The organism is Streptomyces sp. NPDC002446 (genome assembly GCF_053595675.1).
On sequence record NZ_JBSFYC010000083.1, the window covers coordinates 1 to 23,721 of the forward strand.

Annotated in this window: 22 protein-coding genes; 8 read left to right on the forward strand and 14 right to left on the reverse strand. The window is 70.2% G+C overall.

Features of this window, described 5'->3' with window-relative positions:
* Positions 1–104: 104 nt before the first annotated feature.
* The 5 genes from ACWD6P_RS31915 to ACWD6P_RS31935 all read right to left on the reverse strand — a co-directional run bounded on the left by ACWD6P_RS31915 (position 105) and on the right by ACWD6P_RS31935 (position 7,065).
* Positions 105–986 carry a carbohydrate ABC transporter permease gene (locus ACWD6P_RS31915; RefSeq protein WP_451447669.1) on the reverse strand — a complete coding sequence of 294 codons (882 nt, stop codon included), beginning with the start codon at positions 984–986 and terminating at the stop codon, positions 105–107.
* A complete protein-coding gene (locus ACWD6P_RS31920) occupies positions 983–2,389 on the reverse strand; it encodes a carbohydrate ABC transporter permease (RefSeq protein WP_451447670.1) in 1,407 nt (468 codons plus the stop codon). The genes ACWD6P_RS31915 and ACWD6P_RS31920 overlap by 4 nt, the downstream gene beginning before the upstream one ends.
* Positions 2,390–2,406: 17 nt before the next feature.
* Positions 2,407–3,741 (reverse strand): ABC transporter substrate-binding protein, encoded by a 1,335-nt coding sequence (locus ACWD6P_RS31925; protein WP_451447671.1) that lies wholly within the window; start codon positions 3,739–3,741, stop codon positions 2,407–2,409.
* A gap of 78 nt (positions 3,742–3,819) precedes the next feature.
* On the reverse strand, positions 3,820–5,568 hold the full coding sequence (locus tag ACWD6P_RS31930) for a glycoside hydrolase family 13 protein (RefSeq protein ID WP_451447672.1): 1,749 nt from the start codon (positions 5,566–5,568) through the stop codon (positions 3,820–3,822).
* Positions 5,569–5,793: 225 nt separating this feature from the next.
* Positions 5,794–7,065: an ABC transporter substrate-binding protein gene (locus ACWD6P_RS31935; protein WP_451447673.1), complete on the reverse strand. Its 1,272-nt coding sequence runs from the start codon at positions 7,063–7,065 to the stop codon at positions 5,794–5,796.
* Positions 7,066–7,274: 209 nt separating this feature from the next.
* Here ACWD6P_RS31935 and ACWD6P_RS31940 point away from each other — a divergent pair, with 209 nt between their 5' ends.
* Genes ACWD6P_RS31940 through ACWD6P_RS31950 form a run of 3 tightly spaced genes read left to right on the forward strand, consistent with a single transcriptional unit; the run spans position 7,275 to position 10,874 of the window.
* A complete protein-coding gene (locus ACWD6P_RS31940; RefSeq protein WP_451447674.1) occupies positions 7,275–7,781 on the forward strand; it encodes a PadR family transcriptional regulator in 507 nt (168 codons plus the stop codon).
* Positions 7,778–8,539 (forward strand): ABC transporter ATP-binding protein, encoded by a 762-nt coding sequence (locus tag ACWD6P_RS31945; RefSeq protein ID WP_451447675.1) that lies wholly within the window; start codon positions 7,778–7,780, stop codon positions 8,537–8,539. The genes ACWD6P_RS31940 and ACWD6P_RS31945 overlap by 4 nt, the downstream gene beginning before the upstream one ends.
* 4 nt (positions 8,540–8,543) lie before the next feature.
* Positions 8,544–10,874 (forward strand): FtsX-like permease family protein, encoded by a 2,331-nt coding sequence (locus ACWD6P_RS31950; RefSeq protein WP_451447676.1) that lies wholly within the window; start codon positions 8,544–8,546, stop codon positions 10,872–10,874.
* A 60-nt stretch (positions 10,875–10,934) separates the two neighbouring features.
* Here the strand turns inward: ACWD6P_RS31950 and gntA are convergent, their stop codons facing one another.
* Both gntA and ACWD6P_RS31960 read right to left on the reverse strand, forming a co-directional pair.
* Positions 10,935–11,666: a guanitoxin biosynthesis heme-dependent pre-guanitoxin N-hydroxylase GntA gene (gene gntA / locus ACWD6P_RS31955; protein ID WP_451447677.1), complete on the reverse strand. Its 732-nt coding sequence runs from the start codon at positions 11,664–11,666 to the stop codon at positions 10,935–10,937.
* A gap of 193 nt (positions 11,667–11,859) precedes the next feature.
* Positions 11,860–12,519, reverse strand: a complete 660-nt coding sequence (locus ACWD6P_RS31960; protein WP_451447678.1) for an NADPH-dependent FMN reductase — start codon at positions 12,517–12,519, stop codon at positions 11,860–11,862.
* A gap of 230 nt (positions 12,520–12,749) precedes the next feature.
* Between ACWD6P_RS31960 and ACWD6P_RS31965 the strand changes: the two genes are divergently transcribed.
* On the forward strand, positions 12,750–13,739 hold the full coding sequence (locus tag ACWD6P_RS31965) for an ornithine cyclodeaminase family protein (protein WP_451447679.1): 990 nt from the start codon (positions 12,750–12,752) through the stop codon (positions 13,737–13,739).
* Between the two features lie 27 nt (positions 13,740–13,766).
* Here ACWD6P_RS31965 and ACWD6P_RS31970 read toward each other — a convergent pair whose 3' ends face one another.
* Entirely contained in the window at positions 13,767–14,024 is a 258-nt protein-coding gene (locus tag ACWD6P_RS31970; protein WP_451447680.1) for a WhiB family transcriptional regulator, read from the reverse strand.
* A gap of 361 nt (positions 14,025–14,385) precedes the next feature.
* Between ACWD6P_RS31970 and ACWD6P_RS31975 the strand changes: the two genes are divergently transcribed.
* Positions 14,386–15,327, forward strand: coding sequence for a trypsin-like serine peptidase (locus ACWD6P_RS31975; protein WP_451447681.1), 942 nt, complete (start codon positions 14,386–14,388; stop codon positions 15,325–15,327).
* Positions 15,328–15,461: 134 nt separating this feature from the next.
* Here ACWD6P_RS31975 and ACWD6P_RS31980 read toward each other — a convergent pair whose 3' ends face one another.
* Positions 15,462–15,890, reverse strand: coding sequence for a hypothetical protein (locus tag ACWD6P_RS31980; RefSeq protein ID WP_451447682.1), 429 nt, complete (start codon positions 15,888–15,890; stop codon positions 15,462–15,464).
* A 243-nt stretch (positions 15,891–16,133) separates the two neighbouring features.
* Here ACWD6P_RS31980 and ACWD6P_RS31985 point away from each other — a divergent pair, with 243 nt between their 5' ends.
* The gene (locus ACWD6P_RS31985; RefSeq protein ID WP_451447683.1) at positions 16,134–16,877 is read left to right on the forward strand and encodes a Clp protease N-terminal domain-containing protein; all 744 of its coding nucleotides are present in this window, start codon (positions 16,134–16,136) and stop codon (positions 16,875–16,877) included.
* Between the two features lie 82 nt (positions 16,878–16,959).
* On the opposite strand, the gene ACWD6P_RS31990 is transcribed toward ACWD6P_RS31985, so the two are convergent.
* On the reverse strand, positions 16,960–17,550 hold the full coding sequence (locus ACWD6P_RS31990; RefSeq protein WP_451447684.1) for a cysteine hydrolase family protein: 591 nt from the start codon (positions 17,548–17,550) through the stop codon (positions 16,960–16,962).
* 195 nt (positions 17,551–17,745) lie between these two features.
* Here ACWD6P_RS31990 and ACWD6P_RS31995 point away from each other — a divergent pair, with 195 nt between their 5' ends.
* The gene (locus tag ACWD6P_RS31995; protein ID WP_451447699.1) at positions 17,746–18,765 is read left to right on the forward strand and encodes a GlxA family transcriptional regulator; all 1,020 of its coding nucleotides are present in this window, start codon (positions 17,746–17,748) and stop codon (positions 18,763–18,765) included.
* Between the two features lie 32 nt (positions 18,766–18,797).
* On the opposite strand, the gene ACWD6P_RS32000 is transcribed toward ACWD6P_RS31995, so the two are convergent.
* From ACWD6P_RS32000 to ACWD6P_RS32015, 4 genes are all read right to left on the reverse strand, one after another.
* Positions 18,798–19,748 carry an SDR family NAD(P)-dependent oxidoreductase gene (locus ACWD6P_RS32000; RefSeq protein WP_451447685.1) on the reverse strand — a complete coding sequence of 317 codons (951 nt, stop codon included), beginning with the start codon at positions 19,746–19,748 and terminating at the stop codon, positions 18,798–18,800.
* Between the two features lie 172 nt (positions 19,749–19,920).
* Positions 19,921–20,595, reverse strand: a complete 675-nt coding sequence (locus ACWD6P_RS32005) for a class F sortase (RefSeq protein ID WP_451447686.1) — start codon at positions 20,593–20,595, stop codon at positions 19,921–19,923.
* Entirely contained in the window at positions 20,592–21,407 is an 816-nt protein-coding gene (locus tag ACWD6P_RS32010; protein WP_451447687.1) for a hypothetical protein, read from the reverse strand. The genes ACWD6P_RS32005 and ACWD6P_RS32010 overlap by 4 nt, the downstream gene beginning before the upstream one ends.
* A 398-nt stretch (positions 21,408–21,805) precedes the next feature.
* Positions 21,806–21,952 (reverse strand): hypothetical protein, encoded by a 147-nt coding sequence (locus ACWD6P_RS32015; RefSeq protein ID WP_451447688.1) that lies wholly within the window; start codon positions 21,950–21,952, stop codon positions 21,806–21,808.
* 236 nt (positions 21,953–22,188) lie between these two features.
* Between ACWD6P_RS32015 and ACWD6P_RS32020 the strand changes: the two genes are divergently transcribed.
* The gene (locus ACWD6P_RS32020; RefSeq protein WP_451447689.1) at positions 22,189–23,661 is read left to right on the forward strand and encodes an amino acid permease; all 1,473 of its coding nucleotides are present in this window, start codon (positions 22,189–22,191) and stop codon (positions 23,659–23,661) included.
* Positions 23,662–23,721 lie beyond the last annotated feature (60 nt).

Consider the following 23,721-nt stretch of genomic DNA (forward strand, 5'->3'; position numbering starts at 1 on the left):
TATCGGTGACCTAGAGCACGGGAAGACTTGATGTGTGAGACTGGGTTGGTGCGCGAAGACGGAAAAATCACGGTATTCCTGCTCCCCGCCCGCGGCGGGACGGGTTACTTGACCGAACCCGCCATGATCCCCTGCACGAAGTGCCGCTGGAACACGAAGAACACGATCAGCGGTACGACCAGGGACAGGAACGCGCCGGGTGCCAGCACCCCGATGTTGCTGCCGAACTGCCGCATCTGCGACTGGAGCGCCACCGTCAGCGGCTGCGAGGCGTTGTCGGCGAAGAGCATCGCGACCAGCATGTCGTTCCAGACCCACAGGAACTGGAAGATGGCCAGGCTGGCGATGGCGGGCCGCCCCAGCGGCAGCACCAGCTGGGAGAAGATCCGCCACTCCCCGCCGCCGTCCATCCGCGCCGCCTCCAGCATCTCCTTGGGGATCTCCGCGAAGTAGTTGCGCAGCAGGAAGATGGCGAACGGCAGACCGTACGCGGTGTGGAAGAGGATCACGCCCGGTATGGAGCCGAACAGGCCGAGCGCCCCGAACAGCTTGGCCACCGGCAGCAGCCCGATCTGGATCGGCACCACGAGCATGGCGACCACCACCAGGAAGATCCAGTCCCGGCCGGGGAACTCCATCCAGGCGAAGGCGTATCCGGCCAGCGCGGCGATCACCACGACGGCCAGGGTGGTGGGCACCGAGATCAGCACGGTGTTCCAGAAGGCCTGGACGATGCCCGAATCCTGCAGCAGCGCCGCATAGTTGTCGAGCGACAGCTGGCCGGGCGAGGTGAAAGCGGTCCACCAGCCACTGCTCGCATTCGCCTCCTCCGTACGGAGCGAGGACAGGAACAGGCCCGCGGCCGGAGTGAGCCAGACCAGCCCGACGACGACCAGAAGCAGCTGGATCGCGCCGCGGCTGAGCCACTTCGCCGGCCGCGCGCCCGCCCGCTTGCGGGGCGCGGCGGTTCCCTGGACGGTGGTCATGACTGGCTCCTGCGGAAGCGTCGGACGTTGAGGATCATGGCCGGGACCACCAGGAGCAGCAGCAGGACGCCGAGGGCGCTGCCCAGCCCCTGGTTGTTGCCGCCGCCGAAGGACACCAGCCACATCTGCAGGGCCAGGACATTGGCGTCCTGCTGTACGGGGCCGGGGGCGATGATGTAGACGAGGTCGAAGACCTTCATCACGTTGATCACCATCGTCACGAACACCACGCCCAGGACGGGACCGAGCAGCGGCACGGTGATCCGGCGGAAGACCTGCCACTCGTTCGCGCCGTCCATCCGCGCGGCCTCCAGGACGTCCCGGGGCATCGCGGAGAGTCCCGCGCCGATGAGGACGAGGGCGAAGCCGGTCCAGATCCACATGTAGGCGCCGATGATGGCGGGGGTGATGAGGGCCGGGCCGAGCCAGGAGATGCCGTCGTACGGCGGGGCGAAGTCCTTGGCGGGCAGCTGGACGGCGTAGGAACCGGGGGACAGGCCGGTCAGCCGGTAGGAGCCGTCCGCCGCGGTGGTGGCGGTGGCCGCCACCTTGCCGCGGGAGTCGACCGCCTGGACGGAGAGCTGGGGCAGTCCCCGCTCGGCGCGGTCCACGGTGCCGGGTGTGCCGCCACCGCCGGGGGTGAAGTCGAGGTAGACGACACCGCGCAGTTCGCCGTCGCCGGCCGGGGACTTGGCGGCCGGTGCGGCGGGCCGCGCCTGCGCCGGCATGTCCTTGGGCGCGACGCCGACCAGGCCGAGGTTGACGGTGTGTCCGGGGGAGGTGCGGTGGGCCGTGCGGTAGGAGCCGTCCCGGTCCTTGGTCAGCTGCTTGTCCCCGATGCGGGTCTTGGCGGTGGGGAAGGAGGCGGACTCGCCCTGGACGGTGTCGTGGATGCCGACGGTGACCGCGTTGAGGACGCCGCGCTGCGGATCCTGCTCGTAGGCGAGGCGGAAGATGATGCCGGCGGCGAGGAAGGAGATCGCCATGGGCATGAACATCAGCAGCTTGAACGCGGTCTTCCAGCGGATCTTCTCGGTCAGTACGGCGAGGACCAGGCCGAGTCCGGTCAGCAGCGCGGGGGCGAACACCACCCAGATCGCGCTGTTGCGGATGGCCCGGAGCGTGGCCGGGTCCTGGAACATCTCGGTGTAGTTGCCGGCGCCGACGAACGTGTTGCCCGAGGCGTCGTACAGACTGCGGATGACCGAGAAGACGATGGGGTACGCGACAAGGGCGCCCAGCAGCAGCAGCGCGGGAAGCAGGAACAGCGCTGCGATCCGCCGGCGGCGCCGGACGGCGCGCCGGGCTGGGGCGCTTGGCCGGCGGGGGGTGCCGCGCGGCGGGCGGGGCGCGGTGCCGCGCGGCGTGGCGCGCGGCACCGGCTCAGTGGTGGTGGCAGGCATGGCTCGGGCCCTGGTCCTTACTTTCCGTACGCCTTGGCCGCGGCCGCCTCAAGCTTCTTGGCCGTGGCCTCGGGGTCGGAGGGGTCGCGCAGGAAGTCCTGCAGCAGCTTCCACTCGCCGGCTCCCTGGGTGCCGCCGAAGGCCGCGGGCGCCTGGTCGGACATGTCGAACCGCACGGAGTTCCCGGCGCCGGTCAGCGACTTGGCCGCATCGCGGGTGACCTCGTCGTGGTAGGCGTCGGCGGGCACCTTCTTGTTGGGGGAGATGTAGCCGCCCGCCTTGGCCCAGACGCCCGAGGCCTCGGGGGTGGCCAGGTACTCGACCAGCTCCATCGCGGCCTTCTTGTTCTTCCCTGCCTTGAGGACCACGGCGGCGTCACCGCCGCTGACCACCGGTGCCTTGCCGCCGTCGACGGAGGGGAAGGGGAAGAACTTGGCGTCCTCGCCGACCTTCTTGTGCAGCTCGTCGGTGACCAGGGCGCTGACGAAGTCGCCCTCGTAGACCATGGCCGCCTGCGGTTCGGGGCCGAAGACCTGCTGGACGGACTCGGGGAAGTCGGTGCGCAGCGCGCCCGAACCGCCGCCGGCCACCAGGTTCTTGTCGCCGAACAGCTTGCCCAGCGTGGTCAGGGCCTTGACCACCGTGGGGTGCGACCACGGGATCTTGTGGGCGGCGAGCTTGTCGTAGTTCTCCTGACCGGCCTGCGAGAGGTAGATGTTCTCGAACCAGTCGGTGAGCGGCCAGCCCGCCTCGCCCGCCACGGAGAACGCCGGGACGCCCGAGTCGGAGAGGGTACGGCCGGACTTCAGCAGCTCCTGGTAGGTCTTGGCGGGCTCGACCCCGGCCTGTGAGAAGGCCTCCGGGCTGTACCAGACGGTCGACTTGTGCGAGGCCTTGAAGTACAGGCCGTAGTAGGTCTTGTCGACCGTGCCGTAGTCCTTCCACACCTGGGCGAAGTTGCTCTTGGCCGCGGCGCCGACCTTCGCGGAGAGGGGCTCCAGCCAGCCCTTCTCGGCGAACTGCTGGAGCACGCCGACCTGCGGGACCATCACCACGTCGGGAGCGTTGCCGCCCTCGATCTGGCTGCCGACGACGGTGGAGACGTTGTCGCCGGTCGAGGAGAAGACGACCTTCGCGCCGGTCTTCTCGGAGAACGCGTCCAGCACCTTCTTGAAGTTGCGCTGCTCCACGCCGGTCCACACACCGGCGACGGTCACCGTCTGGCCGCTGAGTTCCTGCTTGCCGCCGCCGGCGGAGACGTTGCCGCCGCATGCGGTGGCGGTCAGTGCCAGGCCGAGGACGGCCGCGCCGGACAGGGCGGATCGGGTGTGTCGTGCTGCGGGTCGTCTCATCGTGGTCATCGTGGGATTCCCTTCGGGAGGAGGACTGGGAAGAACGGAGTGCTGGCGGGGCGGCCCCGTCGAGGGGAGCTAGGGGGCGTCAGGTGTGTGCATCCACCAGGCGGCGGTGGAGCCGGGGAGGGTGCCCGCCGGGCAGTCGCCGCTGGCCAGCAAGGGGAGACCCGGTACCGGAGCCGGCACCGGCTCGGTGCCGAAGTTGACCGCGCAGACCAGGCCGTCGCCGCGCTCGAACGCCAGGACCTGCGGCGCCGACGGGAGCCAGCGCAGGGTGCCCTCGCCGAGCTGCGGAAGGCTGCGGCGCAGCTGGAGCCCTTCGCGGTACAGGTGCCAGAACGACGTGGTGTCGCCCAGCGCCTTGTCCGTGGTGTGCTCGGCGAACCACGCGGGCTGCGGCAGCCAGGGCGACGCCGCGCCGTCGGCGGCGGAGAAGCCGAACGGGGAGGCGTGCCCGGACCACGGCAGCGGCACCCGGCAGCCGTCGCGGATGTGCTGCCGGCTGCCCGTACGGTGGAAGATCGGGTCGGTGAGGACCTCGTCCGGCAGGTCGACGACCTCCGGCAGACCGAGCTCCTCGCCCTGGTAGATGTACGCCGCGCCGGGCAGCGCCAGCATCAGCAGGGCGGCGGCACGGGCCCGCTCGGGCCCGAACACGCCCGCCGGGCCGCCGGATCCGGCCGCGTAGCGGGTGACGGTCCGGACCTGGTCGTGGTTGTTGAGCACCCAGGTGACGGTGGATCCGGTGGCGGCGATGTCGACCAGCGCCTCGGAGATCACCTTGCGGAAGATGTCGATGTCCCAGCGCGCGGTCAGCAGGTGGAAGAAGAACGCCTGGTGCAGCTCGTCGGGCCGGACATAGGCGGCCTGCTCGCTGGGGGTCCGTACGGAGACCTCGCCGACCAGCAGCCGGTCGTGGCCGTCGCGGGCCGTGTACTCCTCGCACAGTGCGCGCCACTCGCGCCACACCTGGTGCACCTCGGGCTGGTTCCAGGCCAGCGGGTTGACCGAGTCGCGGGTCCGCTCGTCGGCCGACGGGTCGGGGGAGTCGGGGAGCTCGGGGTGCTTGAACAGGCCCGCGGCCACATCGATTCGGAAGCCGTCGACGCCGCGGTCCAGCCAGAAGCGCAGCACCTTCTCGAAGTCGGCGGCCACGGCGGGGTTGCGCCAGTTCAGATCGGGCTGCTCGGGCGTGAACATGTGGAGGTACCACTGGCCGGCGGTGCCCTCCGCCTCCGTGACACGGGACCAGGCGGGGCCGCCGAACATGGCCCGCCAGTTGTTGGGCGGCAGCTCCCCGTTCTCCCCCCGCCCGTCGGCGAAGTGGAACAGCTCCCGGGCGGGGCCACCCGGCCGGTCCTCCAGCGCGGCGCGGAACCACGGGTGCTCGCTGGAGCAGTGGTTGGGGACGATGTCCAGGAGCACCTTCAGGCCGAGCCGGTGGGCGTCGGCCACCAGGAGGTCGAATGCGGCGAGGTCGCCGTAGACGGGGTCCACATTGCGGTAGTCGGCGACGTCGTAGCCGTGGTCGTGCTGCGGGGAGGGGTAGAAGGGGCTGAGCCAGATGCCGTCCACCCCGAGCTTCTTGAGGTACGGCAGCCCCGCCCGGACACCGTCCAGATCGCCGATGCCGTCGCCGGTGGTGTCGAGGAAGCTGCGGACGTAGACCTGGTAGATCACCGCGTCGCGCCACCAGCGCTGTGCTGCCGCGTTGCGGGACACGTCCTCGGTGGCGGGGGAGAGCGCGGCGGCGGCCGGGCCGGGGAGGGGGAGAGAAGACGCGGAGTCGGCCGGGGAGCCGCTGTCCGCCGTGGCTGTGAACATTCGCCGTGATCCCGTTCTTGCTGGGGCGTGCCGTGCGACCTGCTGGTCGCTGTTATGCATGCATGTTAAGTAGGCATGTCTTTTGGGTGTCAACGGATCGGACGGAATATCCCAGCGGGATGCCCGATTTGAGGCGAAATGAGAAGTGAAATGCAGTGAGTTCGAGCTCAGGCTGTACTTAACAAGTAACTAGAAAGGGGAGTGCTGGCGACCCGACAGACGAGGTCAGCCGCGGCTGACGATGGCGCTCAGCTCGCGCTCCAGGCGCGCGACGGTGGCGTCCGTGCTCCGTCGGTGGACCAGCGCGTCATGCATCACCGCCTGCACCGCCAGGCTCACCTGGTCGTAGTGCGGGCTCTTCAGGCGCGGCCGGGCCGCGAGGACGCTCCGCTTGAGCGTGGGAAGGTACGGGAACCGCCGCACCAGTTGGGGATCGGTGTACAGACCGGCCCACACGGGCGGCAGCGCCCCCTCGGTCAGCACCCGTCGCTGGACCGGCTCGGACGTCAGATACGAGATCAGCTCGGCGGCCGTCTTCTGGTGCCGCGACTGCGCGTTGACGGCCAGATTGGAGCCGCCCAGCGCGCTGGAGCCCGGCCCGTCAGGACCCGGCAGCGGCACCGCGCCGAACTTCCCCGCCACCTTCGAGGACGGGCCGCCGGCCAGTGCGTACGCATACGGCCAGTTCCGCAGGAACAGCAGCCGGCCGTCCTGGAAGGACTTCCGCGACTCCTCCTCCTTGTACGACAGCGCCCGCTGCGGGATCCACCCCTCGCGCACACCGTCGAGCAGGAAGGACAGACCCCGGCGGGCGGCGGGGGAGTCCACCGTCACCCGCGTGCCCTCCCCGGCGAGCACCGTGCCGCCCGCCGACTGAACGGCCTCGACGGCATTGGCGGTCAGCCCCTCGTACGGCAGGAACTGGCCCGCATAGCCGTCCAGCCCGTACTCGGGCGCGACCGTCTTGGCCAGATGCGCCAACTCCGCCCAGGTACGCGGCGGTTGGGCGCCGGCCTTCGCCAGCACGTCCTTGCGGTAGTAGAGCAGCCCCGCATTGGTCACGTACGGGACCGCATAGAGCTGCCCCCGGAATGTGGCGGTGTCCACCACGGGCGGCAGGAAACGGTCCAGCGGGAACTGCCGGCCGTCCACCGGCTTGATCCAGCCGGCGGCCGCGAACTCCGACGTCCACGCCACATCGATGTTCAGGACGTCGAAGCGGTCGCTGCGCGAGCGCAGCTCGGTGACCATCTGCGCCCGCACCTCGTCGGCCGCGTCCGGCAGCTCGACCAGCGTCACCTTCTCGCGCGGATGCCGCGCGTTCCAGCCGTCGAGGACGCCCCGCAGATAGCCGGTGAGGTCGCCGCCGGTCACCAGCGTGACGGGGCCGCGTCCGTCCGGGTCGCCGGCCGGCTCCCCGGCCTGCGCGCCCGCACTGCCCGCGAAGAGCAGCGAGAAGACCAGCAGAGCCCTTCCGGCGGCACGCTTCCACCGCATGGGCTCCTCCTTGAACCACAGGCGTCGACGGGACACGGGACCGACAGCCCGCCCCATGTATACCTGTTAGCCATGCGGGATACTAGATGTCGCAGGAAGATACGACGGCGACCCCGCTCACACTGGGGCGGGCGCAGATAACCGGCATGTAGGGCCTGTCCGACCATGCCCCATCGGACAGGCCCTAGGGCGGGGAGGAGAGGGAGAGCGTGCGGCTGCCACTCCTGGCACTGCTGGTCAGCGGACCCGCACACGGCTATGAACTCAAACAGGCCCTTGAGAACCTCCTCGGCGCCGCATACCCTCAGCCGAATGTCGGCCAGATTTACGTCACCCTGGGCAGACTGGAGAAGGCGGGCCTGATCGAGGGCGAGGACGTCGAGCAGTCGGACCGTCCCAACAAGCGCATCTACCGGATCACCGAGGCGGGACGGGAGACGGTGGACGCGTGGTTCGAGGAGACCACCGCCGAGCCACGGGTACGGGACGAGTTCTTCATGAAGCTCGCCCTCGCCCCGCACACCGGGACCGCAAGTCAGATCGCCCTGATCAACAAGCAGCGTCGCCAGTACCTCAACACCATGCGTGACCTGTCGAAGCTCGCGGCGGTGGAGGACCGGGGCAACCGCGTCGCCCAGCTGCTGATCGAGGGCGCGATGCTGCATCTCCAGGCGGATCTGGACTGGCTGGAGCGCTGTCAAGAGGAGTTGGAATGAACCGGGACGAGCCGTCCGGCCCGATACTGAGGGCAGCCGGCCTGGTCAAGACGCACCGGCCGGAAGGCGCCGCGCCGGTGCACGCGGTGCGCGGTGTCGACCTCCATGTCGAACGCGGCGAATTCGTCGCCGTCACCGGCCCCTCGGGAGCCGGCAAGTCCACCCTGCTGCACCTCCTCGGCGGCCTCGACCGTCCCGACAGCGGCTCCCTGTGGCTCGGCGGCCGACAGGTCGACGCCTACAGCGAGGCACGCTGGGCGGAGCTGCGCCGCAAGCACATCGGCATCGTCTTCCAGTTCTTCAACCTGGTCTCCAACCTCACCGTCACCGACAACGTCGAACTCCCCGCGCTGCTGGCCGGAAAGTCCCCCCGGCAGGCACGCACGGCCCGTGCCGAACTGCTCGACGAGCTGGGCCTGACCGGTAAGGAGAACTGCACACCCAGTGAGCTGTCCGGCGGCGAACAGCAGCGCGTCGCCCTGGCCCGCGCCCTGATCAACACCCCCAGCCTGCTCCTCGCCGACGAACCCGCCGGAAGCCTCGACAGCAAGGGCACCCGGGAGGTGCTGCGGCTGCTCGCCCGCTTCCACCAGCGCGGCCAGACCATCCTGCTGGTCACCCACGACGCCAGGATCGCCAGCGCGGCGGACCGCGTGATCAGCTACCACGACGGCCAGGTCGTCGACGACGCCCACCTCGGCGACAGCCGGAGCCGCCCCGCCGCCGGTGTGGCCGACGTACTGAAGCTCAAGGGCTGACCAGGTGCGAGCAGCGGCACGCTGGACACTGGCGCACCTGAGAGCACACCGCCCCGCGGCGGTGCTCATCGTGCTGGCCACCGCCGGGATCACCGTCTCCCTCCTGCTGGCCACCGCCCTCTTCGCCTACGCCACCGACCCCTGGCAGCGCGTCTTCACCCAGTCCTCCGGCGCCCACGTCTGGATCCACGCCCAGGCCGGCGCCCCCGCCGGTTCGCTCGCCCGGCTGGACGAGGTACGCGCCACCTCCGGCCCCTTCGCCACCGTCCGCACCACGGCGAGCCTCCAGCCCGGCGGCGCCAAGGCAACCCTGGAGCTGCGCGGCACGGCCGAGCGGCCCGCCACCGCGGCCCCCCGGACCGTCGCCGGCCGCTGGCTCGACGCCGGCGCCGACGCGGGCGCCACCCAGGGCATCGTTCTCGACAGCTCGACGGCCCGTGCGATGTGGGCCGAACCAGGAGACTCCCTCACCCTGAGCGGCTTCGCGCGGCCCCTGCGGGTCGTGGGCATCGCCGAGACCGCCGAGGCCCCCTTCCACGCAGGTCAGACCCCGGGCGTGGCCTGGGTGCTCCCCAAGGTGCTGACCTCCTCCGACGAGGGCCCCGACCGGCGCGGCAGCACCATCGGCCTGCAGCTCACCCACCCCGAGGACACCGACTACGTCGTCCAGCGGGCGGTCACCCAGCTCGGCGCCGACCAGATCACCGACGTCTCCACCTGGCGCCAGGCCAAGGCGGAGGCCGCCGGCGACAACAAGCTGCTCGCCCGCCTGCTCGGCCTCTTCGGCCTCGGCGCCCTGCTCGCCGCCGCCCTCGCCGTGGGCGGCGCCATCACCACACGCATCCGCGGCCACCTCCGGGACATCTCGATCCTCAAGGCGATCGGCTTCACCCCCGGCCAGGTCGTCCGCATGTTCCTCGCGCTCCACCTCGGCTTCGCGCTGCTGGGCACCGCCCTCGGAGCGCTGCTGACCCAGGTACTCGGCGGGCTCGTGCCCGGCCGGATCGGGGAGGCGCTGGCCCTGTGGCGGCAGCTCCCCGAGCACGCCTGGCTGCCCGCCGCGATCTGCGGCGGAGTCCTGGCCTTCATCGGCTCGGCGACCTGCCTGGCCGCCTGGCGGGCCGGACGGGTACCACCGGTGCCCGTCGCCCGCGCCGCCGCGCCCACCGCCGGCCGGCCGTCCGCCATGACCCGGCGGGCCCTCGGCATCGGCATCCCGCCCGCATTGGTCCTCGGCTGGCGCGGCGCGTTCCACCGCCCCCTGCGCTCGACGGCCGCCGTGGCCCGCCTCGCGGTGCCCCTGCTGCTCATCACCATCGCCCTGGGCACCTGGACCACCCTGGACCGCTTCGCCGCCCACCCCGAGAGCGTCGGCCTGCCCGCGGCCCTCACCGCCCGCTCCGACACCCTCCCCGACCGCGAGGTACACCGGCTCCTCACCGCCCAGCCGCAGGTCACCGCCTACCCCGGCACCGAGGTCCAGGCCCTGGTCCCCGGCCAGACCGGGACGATCACCCTGCGCGGCCTGGGCACCGACGCCCGCCCCTACCCCTACACCATGGCGGAGGGACGCGCCCCCCAGGGCCCCGACGAGGCGGTCGCCGGACAGGGCCTGCTGGACCTCCTCGACGCCCGGGTCGGCGACTGGGTCCGGATGACCGTCGCCGGCCGCCCCCACGTCCTCCACCTCGTCGGACGCAGCATCGAAACCGCCGACGGCGGCCGTGTCGTCTCCACCACCCTCGACACCCTGCGCGACGGGGATACCGCGCTCGCCGGAGCCCGTACCGCCCGCCCGGACTTCTACCACCTCGTCCTGCGCCACGACGCCGACCCCGGCGCCGTACGCCACACCCTGACCGAGGCCTCCGCCGGCCGCCTCGAAGTACGCCAGACCCCCAACCCCGCCGACCAGCTCTCCGCGATCCGTGCCGTCACCGCCGGCCTGATCGCCGTGGTGACCCTGATCGGGCTGGCGGAACTGGCCACGACGGTCGGCGCCGCGGTACGCGACCGCGGCCGTGACCTCCTCGCGCTCCGCGCGGTCGGCCTGACCCCCCGTCAGATCGTTGCGGTGATCGTCTCGGCCGCCGCCTTCGTCACACTGGCCGCCGCCCTGGCCGGCACGGCGCTCGGCGTGCTCGCCGCCCAGTGGCTCATCAACCTCCAGGGCCACACCAGCGGCTGGGGCACCGGCATCGCCCAGCACCCCGCCCCGGCCCTCCTGCTGCTGGTCATCGCCCTGGCCGTGACGGTCGCCGGGGCGGCCGCGACCTTGCCGGCCGCCCGCGCCGCACGGCGACGACCGGCGGACTCGGCCTCGGACGTGCTGTAGCCCGCTCCGGGCACGAAGCCGGAGGGCGCTGCCCGCATCCCCGTACCGTTGAACGGCGCCTCACCGCTGGTGCCGTATGAGCCCCCCGGTGAAATCCTCGGCCGCCGGCTCATGTCGGGATATGTAGGGGCACTTCCAGTCCTCCTCCGTGAAACGCCCCGAGAAATGCCGTGCCGGCTGCTCGTACTCATACACCGTGAAGCTCGGATTCACGGAACCGTTGTTCCGCTCCTCACGCCTGCGAATCGCCTCCTGCATCGAGAAGAACTTCTCCCCGAGAAGCACGAACTGCGCCAGGGAATTGAAGACGATCGCCGGCATCGAGGAGCGACGGCTCGCCCTGGACGAGCCCGGGTGCATACCCACGACGAAGAACGCGTGCCCACCCGCGTGAAACCCGAAGTCGGCCCGGCCGGGATCGGACGACGCCCCCGCATCCAGGCCGAAGACCCGGCTGTCGAGGTCGTGCATGAGCTGCAGGTGCTGCCACATCAGCCCCTCGTAGACGAGTTCGTCCACCGTCCCGGGCTCGTCGAACGTCGCCACGAACGTACGGAAACTCTGGTCGGACAGCTGGGGGCGTACCGCTTCCACATACTCCACGAGGTCGCGGAGATTCTCCCGCGCCGACGCCTCCTCGCCCATTCTCCGGTAGTGACGATGCGTCATGGTGCCGCGTTTCAGGGCGGCACGCGCACCCAGACAGCTGAACTCCCGGGTCTGGATGAAACGCTCCAGTTCAGCGCGCACGGCTTCTGCTTCCTGTTCTGCTTCCTGCGGTTCCGTCATCATGAGGCCTTGGCTGTAGGGGGCCGGTGGTACCGGGCGTGATCAACAACTGCCGGAATCGACAGTGCGGGCCAGGTGTCCACTCGACAAGACACAAAACAGACAAAGGCGGTCTGTGCCCGTATTCCTGTCTGCGTCCGGTTCTGCCCTCCGGAGCCGTGCTCCGCGGGCCCCTGCCCCCCGGCGTCCGTCCGCCTCAGTCCTCCGCCCGCTGTGTGACGGGTGCCTCCGTGCAGTCGCCCAGGAACTCGTACCACCGGCGCTGCAGACAGACATAGCGCGCATCGGCCTCGACGAGACTCAGGAAGGCCGTCACCGTCTCGTTGAGGCGCTGCTGCAGCTTGGGGTCGGTCAGCTGGCCGTCCGCGGTGAACCCCTTGTGGGCGGCGGCGAGGCTGAACATGTCGGGGTAGACCCGGGTTCCGAGGTGCTCCAGCGGAACCCGCAGGGCCCAGAGCCCGCGGTTGCCGCCGACCAGGGACGGTGAGGCGGAGAGCAGCAGCGCATGCCTGGTCTTGAACGGCTGCGGCCGGACCCGCGAAACCCAGTCGATCGCGTTCTTCACCACGCCCGGTACGGAGGCGTTGTACTCCGGTGAAGCGAGCACGAAGGCATCGCAGCGCTCCAGCCGGTCGCGCAGCGCCAGGGCGCCGTCCGGCAGCCCGTGCGCCGTCTCCATGTCACCGTCGTACAGCGGCATCTCGAACTCCCGCATCGAGGCGAGGTCCACCTCGGCGCCGGCCGCGGCCAGTATGCGCGCGGCGAGCGCGGCCAGCCGGGCGTTGGTCGATTCGGCGCGCAGCGCGGCGCCGAGGACGAGCAGGCGCAAGGGGCCGGGCTGTACCTCAGTGGTCATGGTCGGTTCACGTCCTCTGGTCCGGTCTGCTGGTCATGTCCGCCGTTCACGTCCTTCGCTCACGCCTCCGGCCGGGTGTCCGGGCCCCAAGGCGCTACTGACGACCAGTCTGGCGGCGCATCCGCGATCACCGCGTACGCCGCGCCCCAGCGGTACTCCCCGGACTACGGTCGACTCCGCGGCCGGGAGCCACACCGGCCGATACGGCTGTGATCAGGAGGTTGAGGCGGATGCTCGTACTCGGACGCTCGCAGGTCGAGGCCCTGCTGGACATGGATGCGCTGATCGACGCCCTGGCGTCGGCGATGACGGACCTCAGCGCCGGCCGGGCCTCCTCCCCGGACCGCGTCGCCGCGCTGGTGCCTGAAGCGGACGGCTTTCTGGCCGCCATGCCGGGGTACGTACCGTCGGCCGGGGTGCTCATGAGCAAGCTGGTCTCCGTCTTCCCGCACAATGCCGGCACGGCCCTGCCGACCCATCAGGCGCTGATCGTCGTCTTCGCCCCCGACACCGGCGAGCCCGTGGCGCTGCTGGACGGCACGGCGATCACCGCGGCCCGGACCGCTGCCGGCTCGGCCCTCTCGGCGCGGCTGCTGGCCCGCGAGGACGCCGCGGTGCTGGCCGTCCTGGGCACCGGCGCACAGGCCCGGTCCCACGCCGGGGCGATGTGCAGGGTCCGCCCGCTTCGGCACATCCGCGTGGCGGGCCGCGACCAGACCAAGGCGGCCGCCCTCGCCGAGGAGCTGTCCGCCGAACTCCACCTCCCCGTCGAGGCGGCAGCCACCTACGCCGAGGCCCTCGACGGCGCCGACATCGCCGCCGCGACCACCCACGCCACCGAGCCCGTGATCCGCCGCACCTGGCTCACCCCGGGCGTCCATGTGACCTCGGTGGGCTTCAACCCGGCCGGCCGCGAGATCGACGACGCCACGATCGCCGAGGCGCTGGTGTGCGTCGAGTCGCGGCAGGCGGCACTGGCGCCGTTCCCCGCAGGCAGCAGCGATCTGCTGCGCCCGATCCGCGACGGCGTCATCACGGCGGACCACGTCCACGCCGAACTGGGCGAACTCCTCACCGGCAGCAAACCGGGCCGCTCCGCGCGCGACCAGATCACCCTCTACAAGTCGGTCGGTGTGGCAGCACAGGACGCCGCGGCAGCGGCCCTCGTCGTCGCCGCTGCCCGACAGCGGTCGGTCGGATACGAGATCCGGCTGGGATGAGGCCGGGCCGCGAGGGCCCGCGCGCCCCTACGGAAGGGTGCCGCGGGCCCGGTTCCGCGCGGCCCTGCGCCGCATCGCCTGCCGCTCGTCCTCGCTCATCCCGCCCCAGACGCCGGCGTCCTGGCGGTATTCGAGCGCCCACTGCAGGCACTGCCCCATCACCGGACAGCGCCGGCACACGGTCTTCGCCATCTCGACCTGCAGAAGCGCGGGCCCGTTACTGCCGACGGGAAAGAAGAGCTCGGGGTCCTCTACTCGGCACGCGGCGTTGTGGCGCCAGTCCATGGAAGTCTCCGTCCTCCGCGGCCCGGCCGCGGTAGATGTCCACTGCCACAGGCGGCCGACGGCACCTGATGGTGCGCCAATTTCCCTTGCCGACCGCCTGGTTGCCCTTGTGCTCGTGTGCCCGATCCTGCTCCGGGAATGCCGTCCGTGGCCAATGGAGGGGCCGGTCGTCGGTCATCTCCCGACGGAACGAACAGGCCGCCCCCGGTGGACGCAAACGGGCGCCATCAGGACGCCGTCGGACATCCGTCCCGCCTCGGTGGAAACCCCCCGAGCTGAAACCCCGTCATGGATGGTGGACCAGCCGGTCCCGCACCGCCCCCGCACCGCCCGCCGGCAACCTCCCGAGGAGCCACTCCCCATGCCCGCCACACCCGCCACCGCCGATACGGCCGAAAGCACCCCTCCCGCGCCCCGCCGCCGCCTCGGCCGACTCACCGCTCTCACCGCGGTGGGGACCCTGCTCTCGCTGGCCGTCCCGATATCGGCGACCGCCGCCCCCAAGCCCTCGTCCGCGCCGGTGTCCACCGTCACCTACACCGCCAAGGAGCGCCGGGAGGCTCTCGCCTACTGGACCCCGGCCCGGATCAAGGCGGTCGGGAAGTCCGTGGACCTCGGCCCGACCGGCCCGAAGTCCAAGCCGTGGCGGGGAAGCGCCATGACGACCGTCGGACGGCTCTTCTTCGTCAACGCCGACGGCGCCGACACCTGGTGCACGGCCACCGCCGTCAACAGCGCCAACCGTTCCGTCGTGATGACCGCGGGCCACTGCGTCCGCCGCCCCGCCTCGCCCGTCAACACCTACACCACCATGGTCTTCGTCCCCGGCTACAGCAAGGGCAAGCAGCCGTACGGCGCCTTCGCGGTCCGGGCCACCCTCACCCCGCGCACCTGGGCAGAGGAGGGCGACAACGACATCGCCGCGCTGGTCGTCGACGCCGGCGCCAACGGCCGCAAGCTCACCGACGCCGTCGGCGGCCAGTCCCTCGCCTTCCACCGCAGGGCGGGCGGGAACACCGTCGCCCTCGGCTACCCGGCCACCCGCCCGCAGCTCGGCGAGGAGCTCCTGCACTGCACCGGCACGGCGAAGCCGGCGCCCGGCAACGAGCAGGCCGTCCCCTGCGACATGGGCGGCGGCGCCAGCGGAGGCCCCTGGCTGACCGGCCTCGACACCACGACCGGCAAGGGCGTCCTGATCTCGGTCAACAGCCACGGCGACGGCCTGGAGTCCAGCACCCGTATGTACGGTCCCGTCCTGGGCGCCCCGGCCGAGGCGATCTACGACCAGGCACAGCGCAGCTGACCTCCGGGGCGGGCCTCTGGCCTCGCGGCATCGTCTCGACGCCCGCCTTCGGCACATGCCACGCCCCGGCAGACAACGAAGCCGGTCTGCCGGGGCGGGTGATCATGCGTGCCCGGAGGGCGGTGCGTGTGCGCTCAGAGGACGGCGATCTTCTCCTGGCGCGCGTAGCTGAACCCGTCCTCGTCGAAGTAGAAGACCGAGATCTTCACCTTGTCGCCCTTGGCGAAGTGCGATCCGGCGGCCGCGCGCAGCGACACCTGCGCCGCGTGACTGTTGTAGTCGCAGGTGAGCTTGGCGCTCTTGATGGTGCCCGCGGCGATCGACTCGTCGTGACCGGTCTGGTTGACCTTGGTGGCGTTCGCGACCAGCTGGTGGTTCAGACCGGGGTCACAGGAGTATGTGACGTCCGCCCGGAGCCCCGATTCGTGCAGCGAGACCTTGCCGATGGCCAGGAGATTGGCCTTGGCGGCGGCGGACGGTGCGGCGGCCAGGGCGCCGGCCCCGACCAGGATGGTGGCTGCCGCGGTACCGGCGATGCGGCGCCCCATACGGGATGACTTCATCGAGATTTCCTTCCCCCCTGCGCTGTCACCTTGGTCGGCCACCGCGGAGGGCCCTCCGGGTGTGTGGTGACTGCGACGGTTGTTCGTATCAGTTGGTGATCGTACGTCACCTTTCCCGGGCAAGAAGGGGAAATGTCGCGGGGGAGGCGGTCTCCGAGTGCGGCGCGGCCGACGCCCACCAGCCGCCGATCCATTGTCAACCTAGGGTTGACACTCAGCTGACTGTCAACCTACGGTTGTCACATGGCGAATCCAGTCGAACCCACCGTTCCCATCCGTCTCGACGATCTGATCGAAGCCATCAAGAAGGTCCACAGCGACGCCCTCGACCAGCTCACCGACGCGGTCATCGCGGCCGATCACCTCGGGGATGTCGCGGACCACCTGATCGGCCACTTCGTGGACCAGGCCCGGCGTTCCGGCGCCAGCTGGACCGACATCGGCAAGAGCATGGGCGTCACCCGCCAGGCCGCCCAGAAGCGGTTCGTACCCAAGGCCTCGGGTGACAACGACCTCGACCCCCAGCAGGGCTTCGCCCGGTACACGCCCCGCGCCAGGAGCGTCGTGGTGGCCGCACAGAGCGCCGCCCGCAAGGCGAGCAACGGCGAAATCACCACCGCGCACCTCGTCCTCGGGCTGCTCGCCGAGCCGGAGGGCCTCGCGGCGAAGATGATCACCATGCAGGACGTCCAGCTCGACACCATCCGGGACGCGGCGACGGCGGCGCTGCCCGCGCCGGTACAGAACGCGCCCGAACTCGTCCCCTTCGACGCCGACGCCAAGAAGGCGCTCGAACTCACCTTCCGCGAAGCCCTGCGCCTGGGCCACAACTACATCGGGACCGAACACATCCTGCTGGCCCTCCTTGAGCACGAGAACGGCACGGGCGTGCTCTCCGACACGGGCATCGACAAGGCCACAACGGAGGAGCAGGTGGTCAGCACCTTGGCTCAGTTCCTCAAACCGAAGCCGGACGAGCAGTCCTGACGGAGCATCATGCTTCGGTCGTCGTCCGGGCAGGCCGCCGCGCAGCCTGCCCGGACGCGCGTACGCCTACGGCCTACGGCGCTCAACTCAAGGAGGAGCCGGACGGGACGACGACGCCGTAGAGGTCGCCGATCGTCGCGAGCGCGCTGTGGTGGATCTGTTCGGCGGACACGTCGGCAACCGCCGTGTTCAGGGGGCGCGTCGCACAGGCGTCGGCGATGACGGTGGGCCGGTTGCCGCGCAGGAACGCGCCGGATGCGGTGAAGGCCACGCACATGTGCGTCATAAAGCCGGCGATGATGACGTCCTTGTTCCCGGCGGCGTCGAGGCGGTCGCCGAGGTCGGTGCCGACGAATGCGTCGGGCGCGGTCTTGACCACGACGGGCTCGCCCTCGACGGGCGCCACACGGGGGTGGATCTGACCGATCTCGGCCCGGACGTCGTACGGGGTTCCCTCGCCACCGTCATTGATGACGTGGATGACCTGCGCACCCGCGCTCCTGGCCCTGGCCAGCAGTGCGGCGGCGGCGTCGAGGGCGGGCTCCCATCCCGTCAGCTCCATCACGCCGGCGGTGTAGGTGTTCTGGTAGTCGATCAGGATCAGGGTGGCATCGGCCAGCGACGCGGGGGTCTGGTCGAAGCCGTTGAGCTCACGCAGGGTCGTCGAAGACATGGAAGTGCCCTCCTGGGGCGTCATATCGAGAGGTCCGGGCCACCGCGCGGTGGCCGGTGCCTTGAACGCTACGACCCACCAGGTATGTCGGCAATGACGTCTAACATGCAGAAAGCGACATCGGCAGCAGGCGTCCGGGCGGCGTTCGAGCAGGCCCATATGAGCACGGAGACCCGTATGAGCACGGAGACCCATATGAGCACCGTCAAGCGACTCGTCGTCGTCATCCTCTTCGACGGTGTCGACCTGCTGGATGTCACCGGGCCGCCGGAAGTGTTCGCCCTGCTGCGACGCGAGGTGGGCGATGCGACGGGCTACCACGTCGTACTGGCCGCCGAAACCATGGATCCCGTCACCACCTTCGCGGGTGTTCGCGTCCTGCCCGACGCCACCTTCGAGGAGGTGTCCGCGGGGCGTATCGACACCCTCCTGGTGCCCGGCTCGGTCGAAGTCGACAGCCAGCGCCGCGTGCACGCCGTCACCGACCCCACCGTGGTCGCCTGGGTGAAAACGCTCGCTGCCAGGACACGGCGCGTCGCCTCCGTCTGTGTGGGAGCGCATATCCTCGCGGAGGCCGGGCTGCTGGACGGCAAGCGCGCCACGACCCACTGGTCGACCGCGCGGCAACTCGCCGCCGAACACCCGTCGATCGAGGTCGACGCCGATCCCATCTTCATTCGCGATCACGACGTATGGACCGGCGCGGGCATCAGCGCCTGCCTCGACCTGTCACTCGCCCTCGTCGCCGACGACTTCGGCGAAGCCACCGCGCTGCGCATCGCCCGGCAGCTCGTGATGTATCTGAAACGACCAAGCGGACAAAGCCAGTTCAGCGTCCCGCTCGAACCCGTCTCGACCACGCGACGCATCGAGGACCTCCGCCACCACATCACGCGCAACCTTGCCGGGCAGCTCACGGTCGCCGACCTCGCCGGTCACGCCAATGTCAGCGAACGGCAGCTCACCCGCATCTTCAAGGCAGAACTGGGCATGACCCCGGCCGCCTACATCGAATCGGCCCGCGTCGAAGTGGCGCGCAACCAGCTTGAATCCACGGATGCCACCCTCGAACGGATCGCATCCGGCTGCGGCTTCCAGACGACCGACACCCTCATCCGCGCGTTCCGCCGGAAACTCAACACGACACCGACGGAGTACCGAAACCGGTTCCGGCATTCCCATGGTGACGGCGCGAACTCGCCCGGAGTCACCTGAGCCCGGCAGCACCGGCGTCGCCCGGGCAGCCTTCACGCGAGGCGGAAGGCCGGATCGACGCCCGTCAGCTCGCAGCTGGCGGTCCACAAGCGTGCCGCGACCGCACGGTCGGCCAGACGGCCGCGGACGGGTTCGACGCGGGGAACGCCCCGCAGGCCGAATACCCGGGGCCCCCACAGCTGCCCACCGGTCACCGACGGATCGAGGACGGCCCGGACGGCAGGCCACGCCCCGGCCTCCTTGCCCTGGACGAGGAGGCCGGCAGGCAGACCGCGCAGCCGTTCGCCGGTGGTGCGCTCGTGCACGGACGGGCGCGCGGGCGTCAGGGAGTCCAGCGCACCGCCGGGGTGGACCACCACGCTCAGCGTGGTGCTGCCGATGGCCCGCAGCCGCCGGTCGAGCTCGAAGCCGAAGAGCATCTGCGCCAGTTTGGAGCGCGCATAGGCGCGTTGGGGCCGGTAGTCACGGGTGCTGTGCAGGTCGTCGAGGTCGAGCCGTGCGGACTTGCCGACAAAGCTGCCGGTGGTGACGACGCGGCCGGCGGGCGCGGCCGCAAGCAGCGGCGCCAGCCATCCGGTCAACGCGAAGTGGCCGAGATGGTTGACGCCGAACATCCACTCATTGCCGTCCCCGGTCTCCCGGCGCCGCGGTTCTTCCAGCAGAACACCGGCGTTGTGGACGACCGCATCCAGGCGGTCCACCTCCCATGCGTCCGCGCACCTGCCGAGCGAGGGCAGGTCGGCAAGGTCCAGCCGGAGGTGGTGCACCCGGGCATCGGGGACGCGGGCGCGGAGGGAAGCCGCGGCGGCCGCCGCCTTCGCGGCGTCCCGGCAGCCCAGAACCACCGTGGCCCCGGTGCCGGCGAGCTGCTCGGCGACGAAGTATCCGATGCCCGCATTGCCACCGGTCACCAGGAACGTCTTGCCGTCGGCCGGCGGCAGCCGGTGCACGTCCCACGGCCGGGACTCCGCTGAGGACGACATCGCACGCTCCTAGGGTCTGTCCTTGCACTCTGGACGCTCCGGCGGTGGTGAGCGCGCCGGTACGTGCCCGGCCGACGCCCACCACGCCCAAGGTCCCAGCAGATTCCGACAGATCGCCGACAGACCGCCCTCCGAGGCCGTCAGACGACCGACAGGTCCGTGGCTGCCGCTGCTACTCCGCCTCCGCCAACTTGGCGAACACCACCACGTTGTCCCGGTAGTAGTGCTGCGACGTGTCGTACTGACCACCGCAGGTGATCAGTCGCAGCCCCGCGTGGTCGACGTTCTTGTAGACCTCGATGGTGGGGAACTTGTTCTTCGGGTACTGCGCGACACGGCTGACGGTGAACTTCGCGGACTTCCCGTCCGACCGCGCGACATCGATCGCGTCACCCGGCTTCAGCGAGGACAGCCGGTGGAACACCGACGGCTTGCCGTTCCAGCTGACATGGCCCGCGATGACGGCCGGTCCCTTCTCCCCGGGAGCCGGGCCGGGCGTGTACCAGCCCGCCTTGTCGGGATCAGCGGGCGTCTCCATCGTCCCGTCCTTCTTCTTGCCCAAGGACTCGAGAGTGGAGGAGACATTGAGCGACGGTATGGAGATCCGCTGCGGAGCCGCCTTCCGCGCGCCCCCCGTCGCCTGCTCACCGCCCTGCCCGCCGTCCTCGCCCGTTCCTCTTCCCGCTCCTGTTCCCTCTCCGGAGGCGGCCTGACCGCCCTGCGGCGCGGGCCGCTGTTCGACGGGAGCCGACTGCGACATCGACTTCTCGCTGCCGCACCCGCTGAGCAGCGCCATCACCGCAGCCGCGGCGCAGGACACCGATCCGTACGTCCGCCAGGCCTTCACGCAGCGCTCCGTCGGGTGGTCGCCTCGGCGGACGCGGTCGAGCGCCGCCGGTTGCCCAGGGACAGCGCTCCGACCGCCGCCACCACGGCGAGCCCACCGGCACCCACCAGTCCCTTGGGGATCTCGTCGCTCTCGGCCGTTCCGCCACCCGTCTCCACCCCGCCCACCGGAATGGATCCGACCGCCGCGCCCTCGACGATTCCGCAGACCGCGGGCGCGGTGGCCTCCTGCGGCAGCTTGGCATCGAGTTCGCTCTTGCCCGCGCCGAAGTCGTACTGGTTGTTGCCGTTCGGGTCGATGCCGTGCTCCACGATGTGGAGGTCCTTGATGTGCTCGACCACATCCTGCGAGACGTCGAGGGTCCGCTCATAGGAGAGCTTGCCCTGCGCGTCCGCCTTGGGCATGCGGTCGACGGCGAGCCCGCTGTCCGGGCCGGTGTCGCCGTCGGTGGTGAGCGAGATGTTGATGTCTCCGTAATGCACCGTGGCTTCGGTGTTGTTGATGATCCCGTCGCCGTCCGTGTCGGCGCTCGCGTCCGGGCACTGGAAGTCATGGCCGTCGGTGGAGCCGTGGAGGTGCTGGGCGTGCGGCTGGCCCGGTACGAGCCCCTCCGACTCGATCTTCACGGTCAGCCGGGTGCCGTCGAGACTGAGCATCGCCGTCCCCTTGCCGCCCGAGTCGTTCAGCTGCTCCAGATTGATCTGGAACGCCTGCTCCTCGGCGGCAGCCGGAGTGGCGAACGCACCTGAGAGAGCCAGGGCGACAGGAAGAGCGAGCAGGGCGGCGAGGCGAGCAGTGCGCTGGGTGGTCACGGTCGTTCGTTCCCTTCCGGCGGTGTCCCTGAGGGATCGCCGCGGTCTCGTCCGGAAGGCCCGTACAACGATGCTTCCTACGGCCTGAGCCGCTGGCCGCCTGATGTTGTCCGGGCGCGAGTAGCCCGTAGTACGGAGCGCCCTGGGACCGTGTTCAGCGCATGGGTCGATGAAGCATGATGCCTAAATTCGGCGGATTCTCTTGACAGTCGGGCCTGTCGTGTGCCGACCGGCTGATCGCGCTGCTTCGCAGTACGTCGCAGGACGACTACGAGGCGTGCCCCCATCGCCCTTCGCCGCCCGCGCCGCCACAGTCAGGCATCGAGATCACGCCACCGGGGACACCCTCCTGCATCGGGAGCCGATGGCCGCGCCCCTCGCTCACTCATAGCGCAGCGTCACCGCCCCATCACGGTGATCGACCCGGCATCCTCAATGTCACCGCAAATCCGCCCATGATCGACGCGCGGAGCGTCGCCGGCGGATCGGTGTTCGCTCATCGGGTTGACCAGCCCGAATAACGATCCGATCACCGTGATCGCCATTTCGACTGGCTATGGGTGATTTTTATCGCAGTTGCTCCATGACCTGCATCACACTGGCTGGATTTCGCCCGTGGTACATCTTCACGACCACCTGCCGGACGTCACCCGTGTCCGCGTAGGGGGCGCTTGAGTCGGCCGATCGCCGGCATGCAACTCCATCAGTATCCGGGGGGATCGAGACCCGATCCGACGCCACGCTGGGCGCGGGTCGGCATGGAGCGGAAGGCGCACCACACATGACCTCAACGCAGGTCGGCACGAACCTCGGCGACGGCAACGAGCCCTCGGGTTCCACGCCGGAAGAGGGCTACGAGCGGGGCCTCGGCAGCCGCCAAGTCCAGATGATCGCCATCGGCGGCGCCATCGGCGTCGGCCTCTTCCTGGGCGCGGGCGCGAATATCGCGAAGGCCGGGCCCAGCCTCATCCTCATGTACGCCCTCGCCGGCGTGATTGTCTTCTTCATCATGCGGGCGCTCGGTGAGCTGCTCCTGTACCGCCCCGTATCGGGTTCCTTCGCGGAGTACGCCCGCGAGTTCCTCGGCCCGTTCTTCGGGTTCGTGACGGGCTGGACGTACTGGCTCATGTGGGTCGTCACCGGCATGGCCGAGCTGACGGCGGCAGCGATCTATGTGAACTTCTGGTTCCCACATATCCCTCAATGGGTCACCGCACTGGTCTTCCTCGTCGTGCTGTACGTGGCGAACCTGATCTCGGTGAAGATCTTCGGTGAGATCGAGTTCTGGTTCTCGATGGTCAAGGTCACCGCGCTCGTCGGCATGATCGTGATCGGTCTCGGTGTCGTCACCTTCGGCTTCAGCCAGGCGGGAGACGCCGCGGCGGTCTCCAACATCTGGGCCCACGACGGGATCTTCCCCAAGGGCATCGGCTCCAGCCTCATGACCCTCCAGGGCGTCATGTTCGCCTACCTCGCCGTCGAGCTCGTCGGTGTCACCGCGGGTGAGTCCGAGAACCCGGAGAAGACCCTGCCCAAGGCCATCAACACGCTGCCGTGGCGCATCATCGTCTTCTACGTCGGTGCGCTGAGCGTGATCCTCATGGTCGTCAAGTGGACGGAGTTCGAGCCGGGCGTCAGCCCGTTCGTGGCCGCCTTCGCGAAGATCGGCATCCCGGCCGGCGCGGCGATCGTCAACTTCGTCGTACTGACCGCGGCACTGTCGTCCTGCAACTCGGGCATGTACTCCACCGGGCGCATGCTCCGCGACCTCGCCGCCAACACCGAGGCCCCGAAGGTGCTCGGCAAGCTCAGCTCCACCAAGACCCCGGCCATCGGCATCACCCTCTCCGCCGTCCTCATGGGCATCGGCGTGGTCCTGAACTACGTCGTTCCGGAGAAGGCCTTCGGCTACGTCACCTCGGTGGCCACCGCGGCCGGCATCTGGACCTGGCTGATGATCCTCGTCAGCCACATCCTCTACCGCCGCGCGGTCGTCGCCGGCCGCCTGCCCGCCTCGTCCTTCCCGGCACCGGGCGGCACGGTGTGCAGCTGGATCGCGGTCGCGTTCCTGCTCATGGTGACCGTCCTGATCGCCATCGACCCGGACAGCCGAGTGTCGCTGTACGTGGGTGCCGGCTGGGCCGCGTGCCTGGCGATCGGCTGGGCCATCCTCAAGGCCCGCAACCCGCACATCACGGCCAAGGGGACGCACCAGGACAAGCAGCTGGAGACCGCCGGCCAGCCCCGCGGCTGACCGGAACGGACTCTCCAGGTCCTGACAGACGGCCCTCGACGCCGTCACCTCCCTCGACGG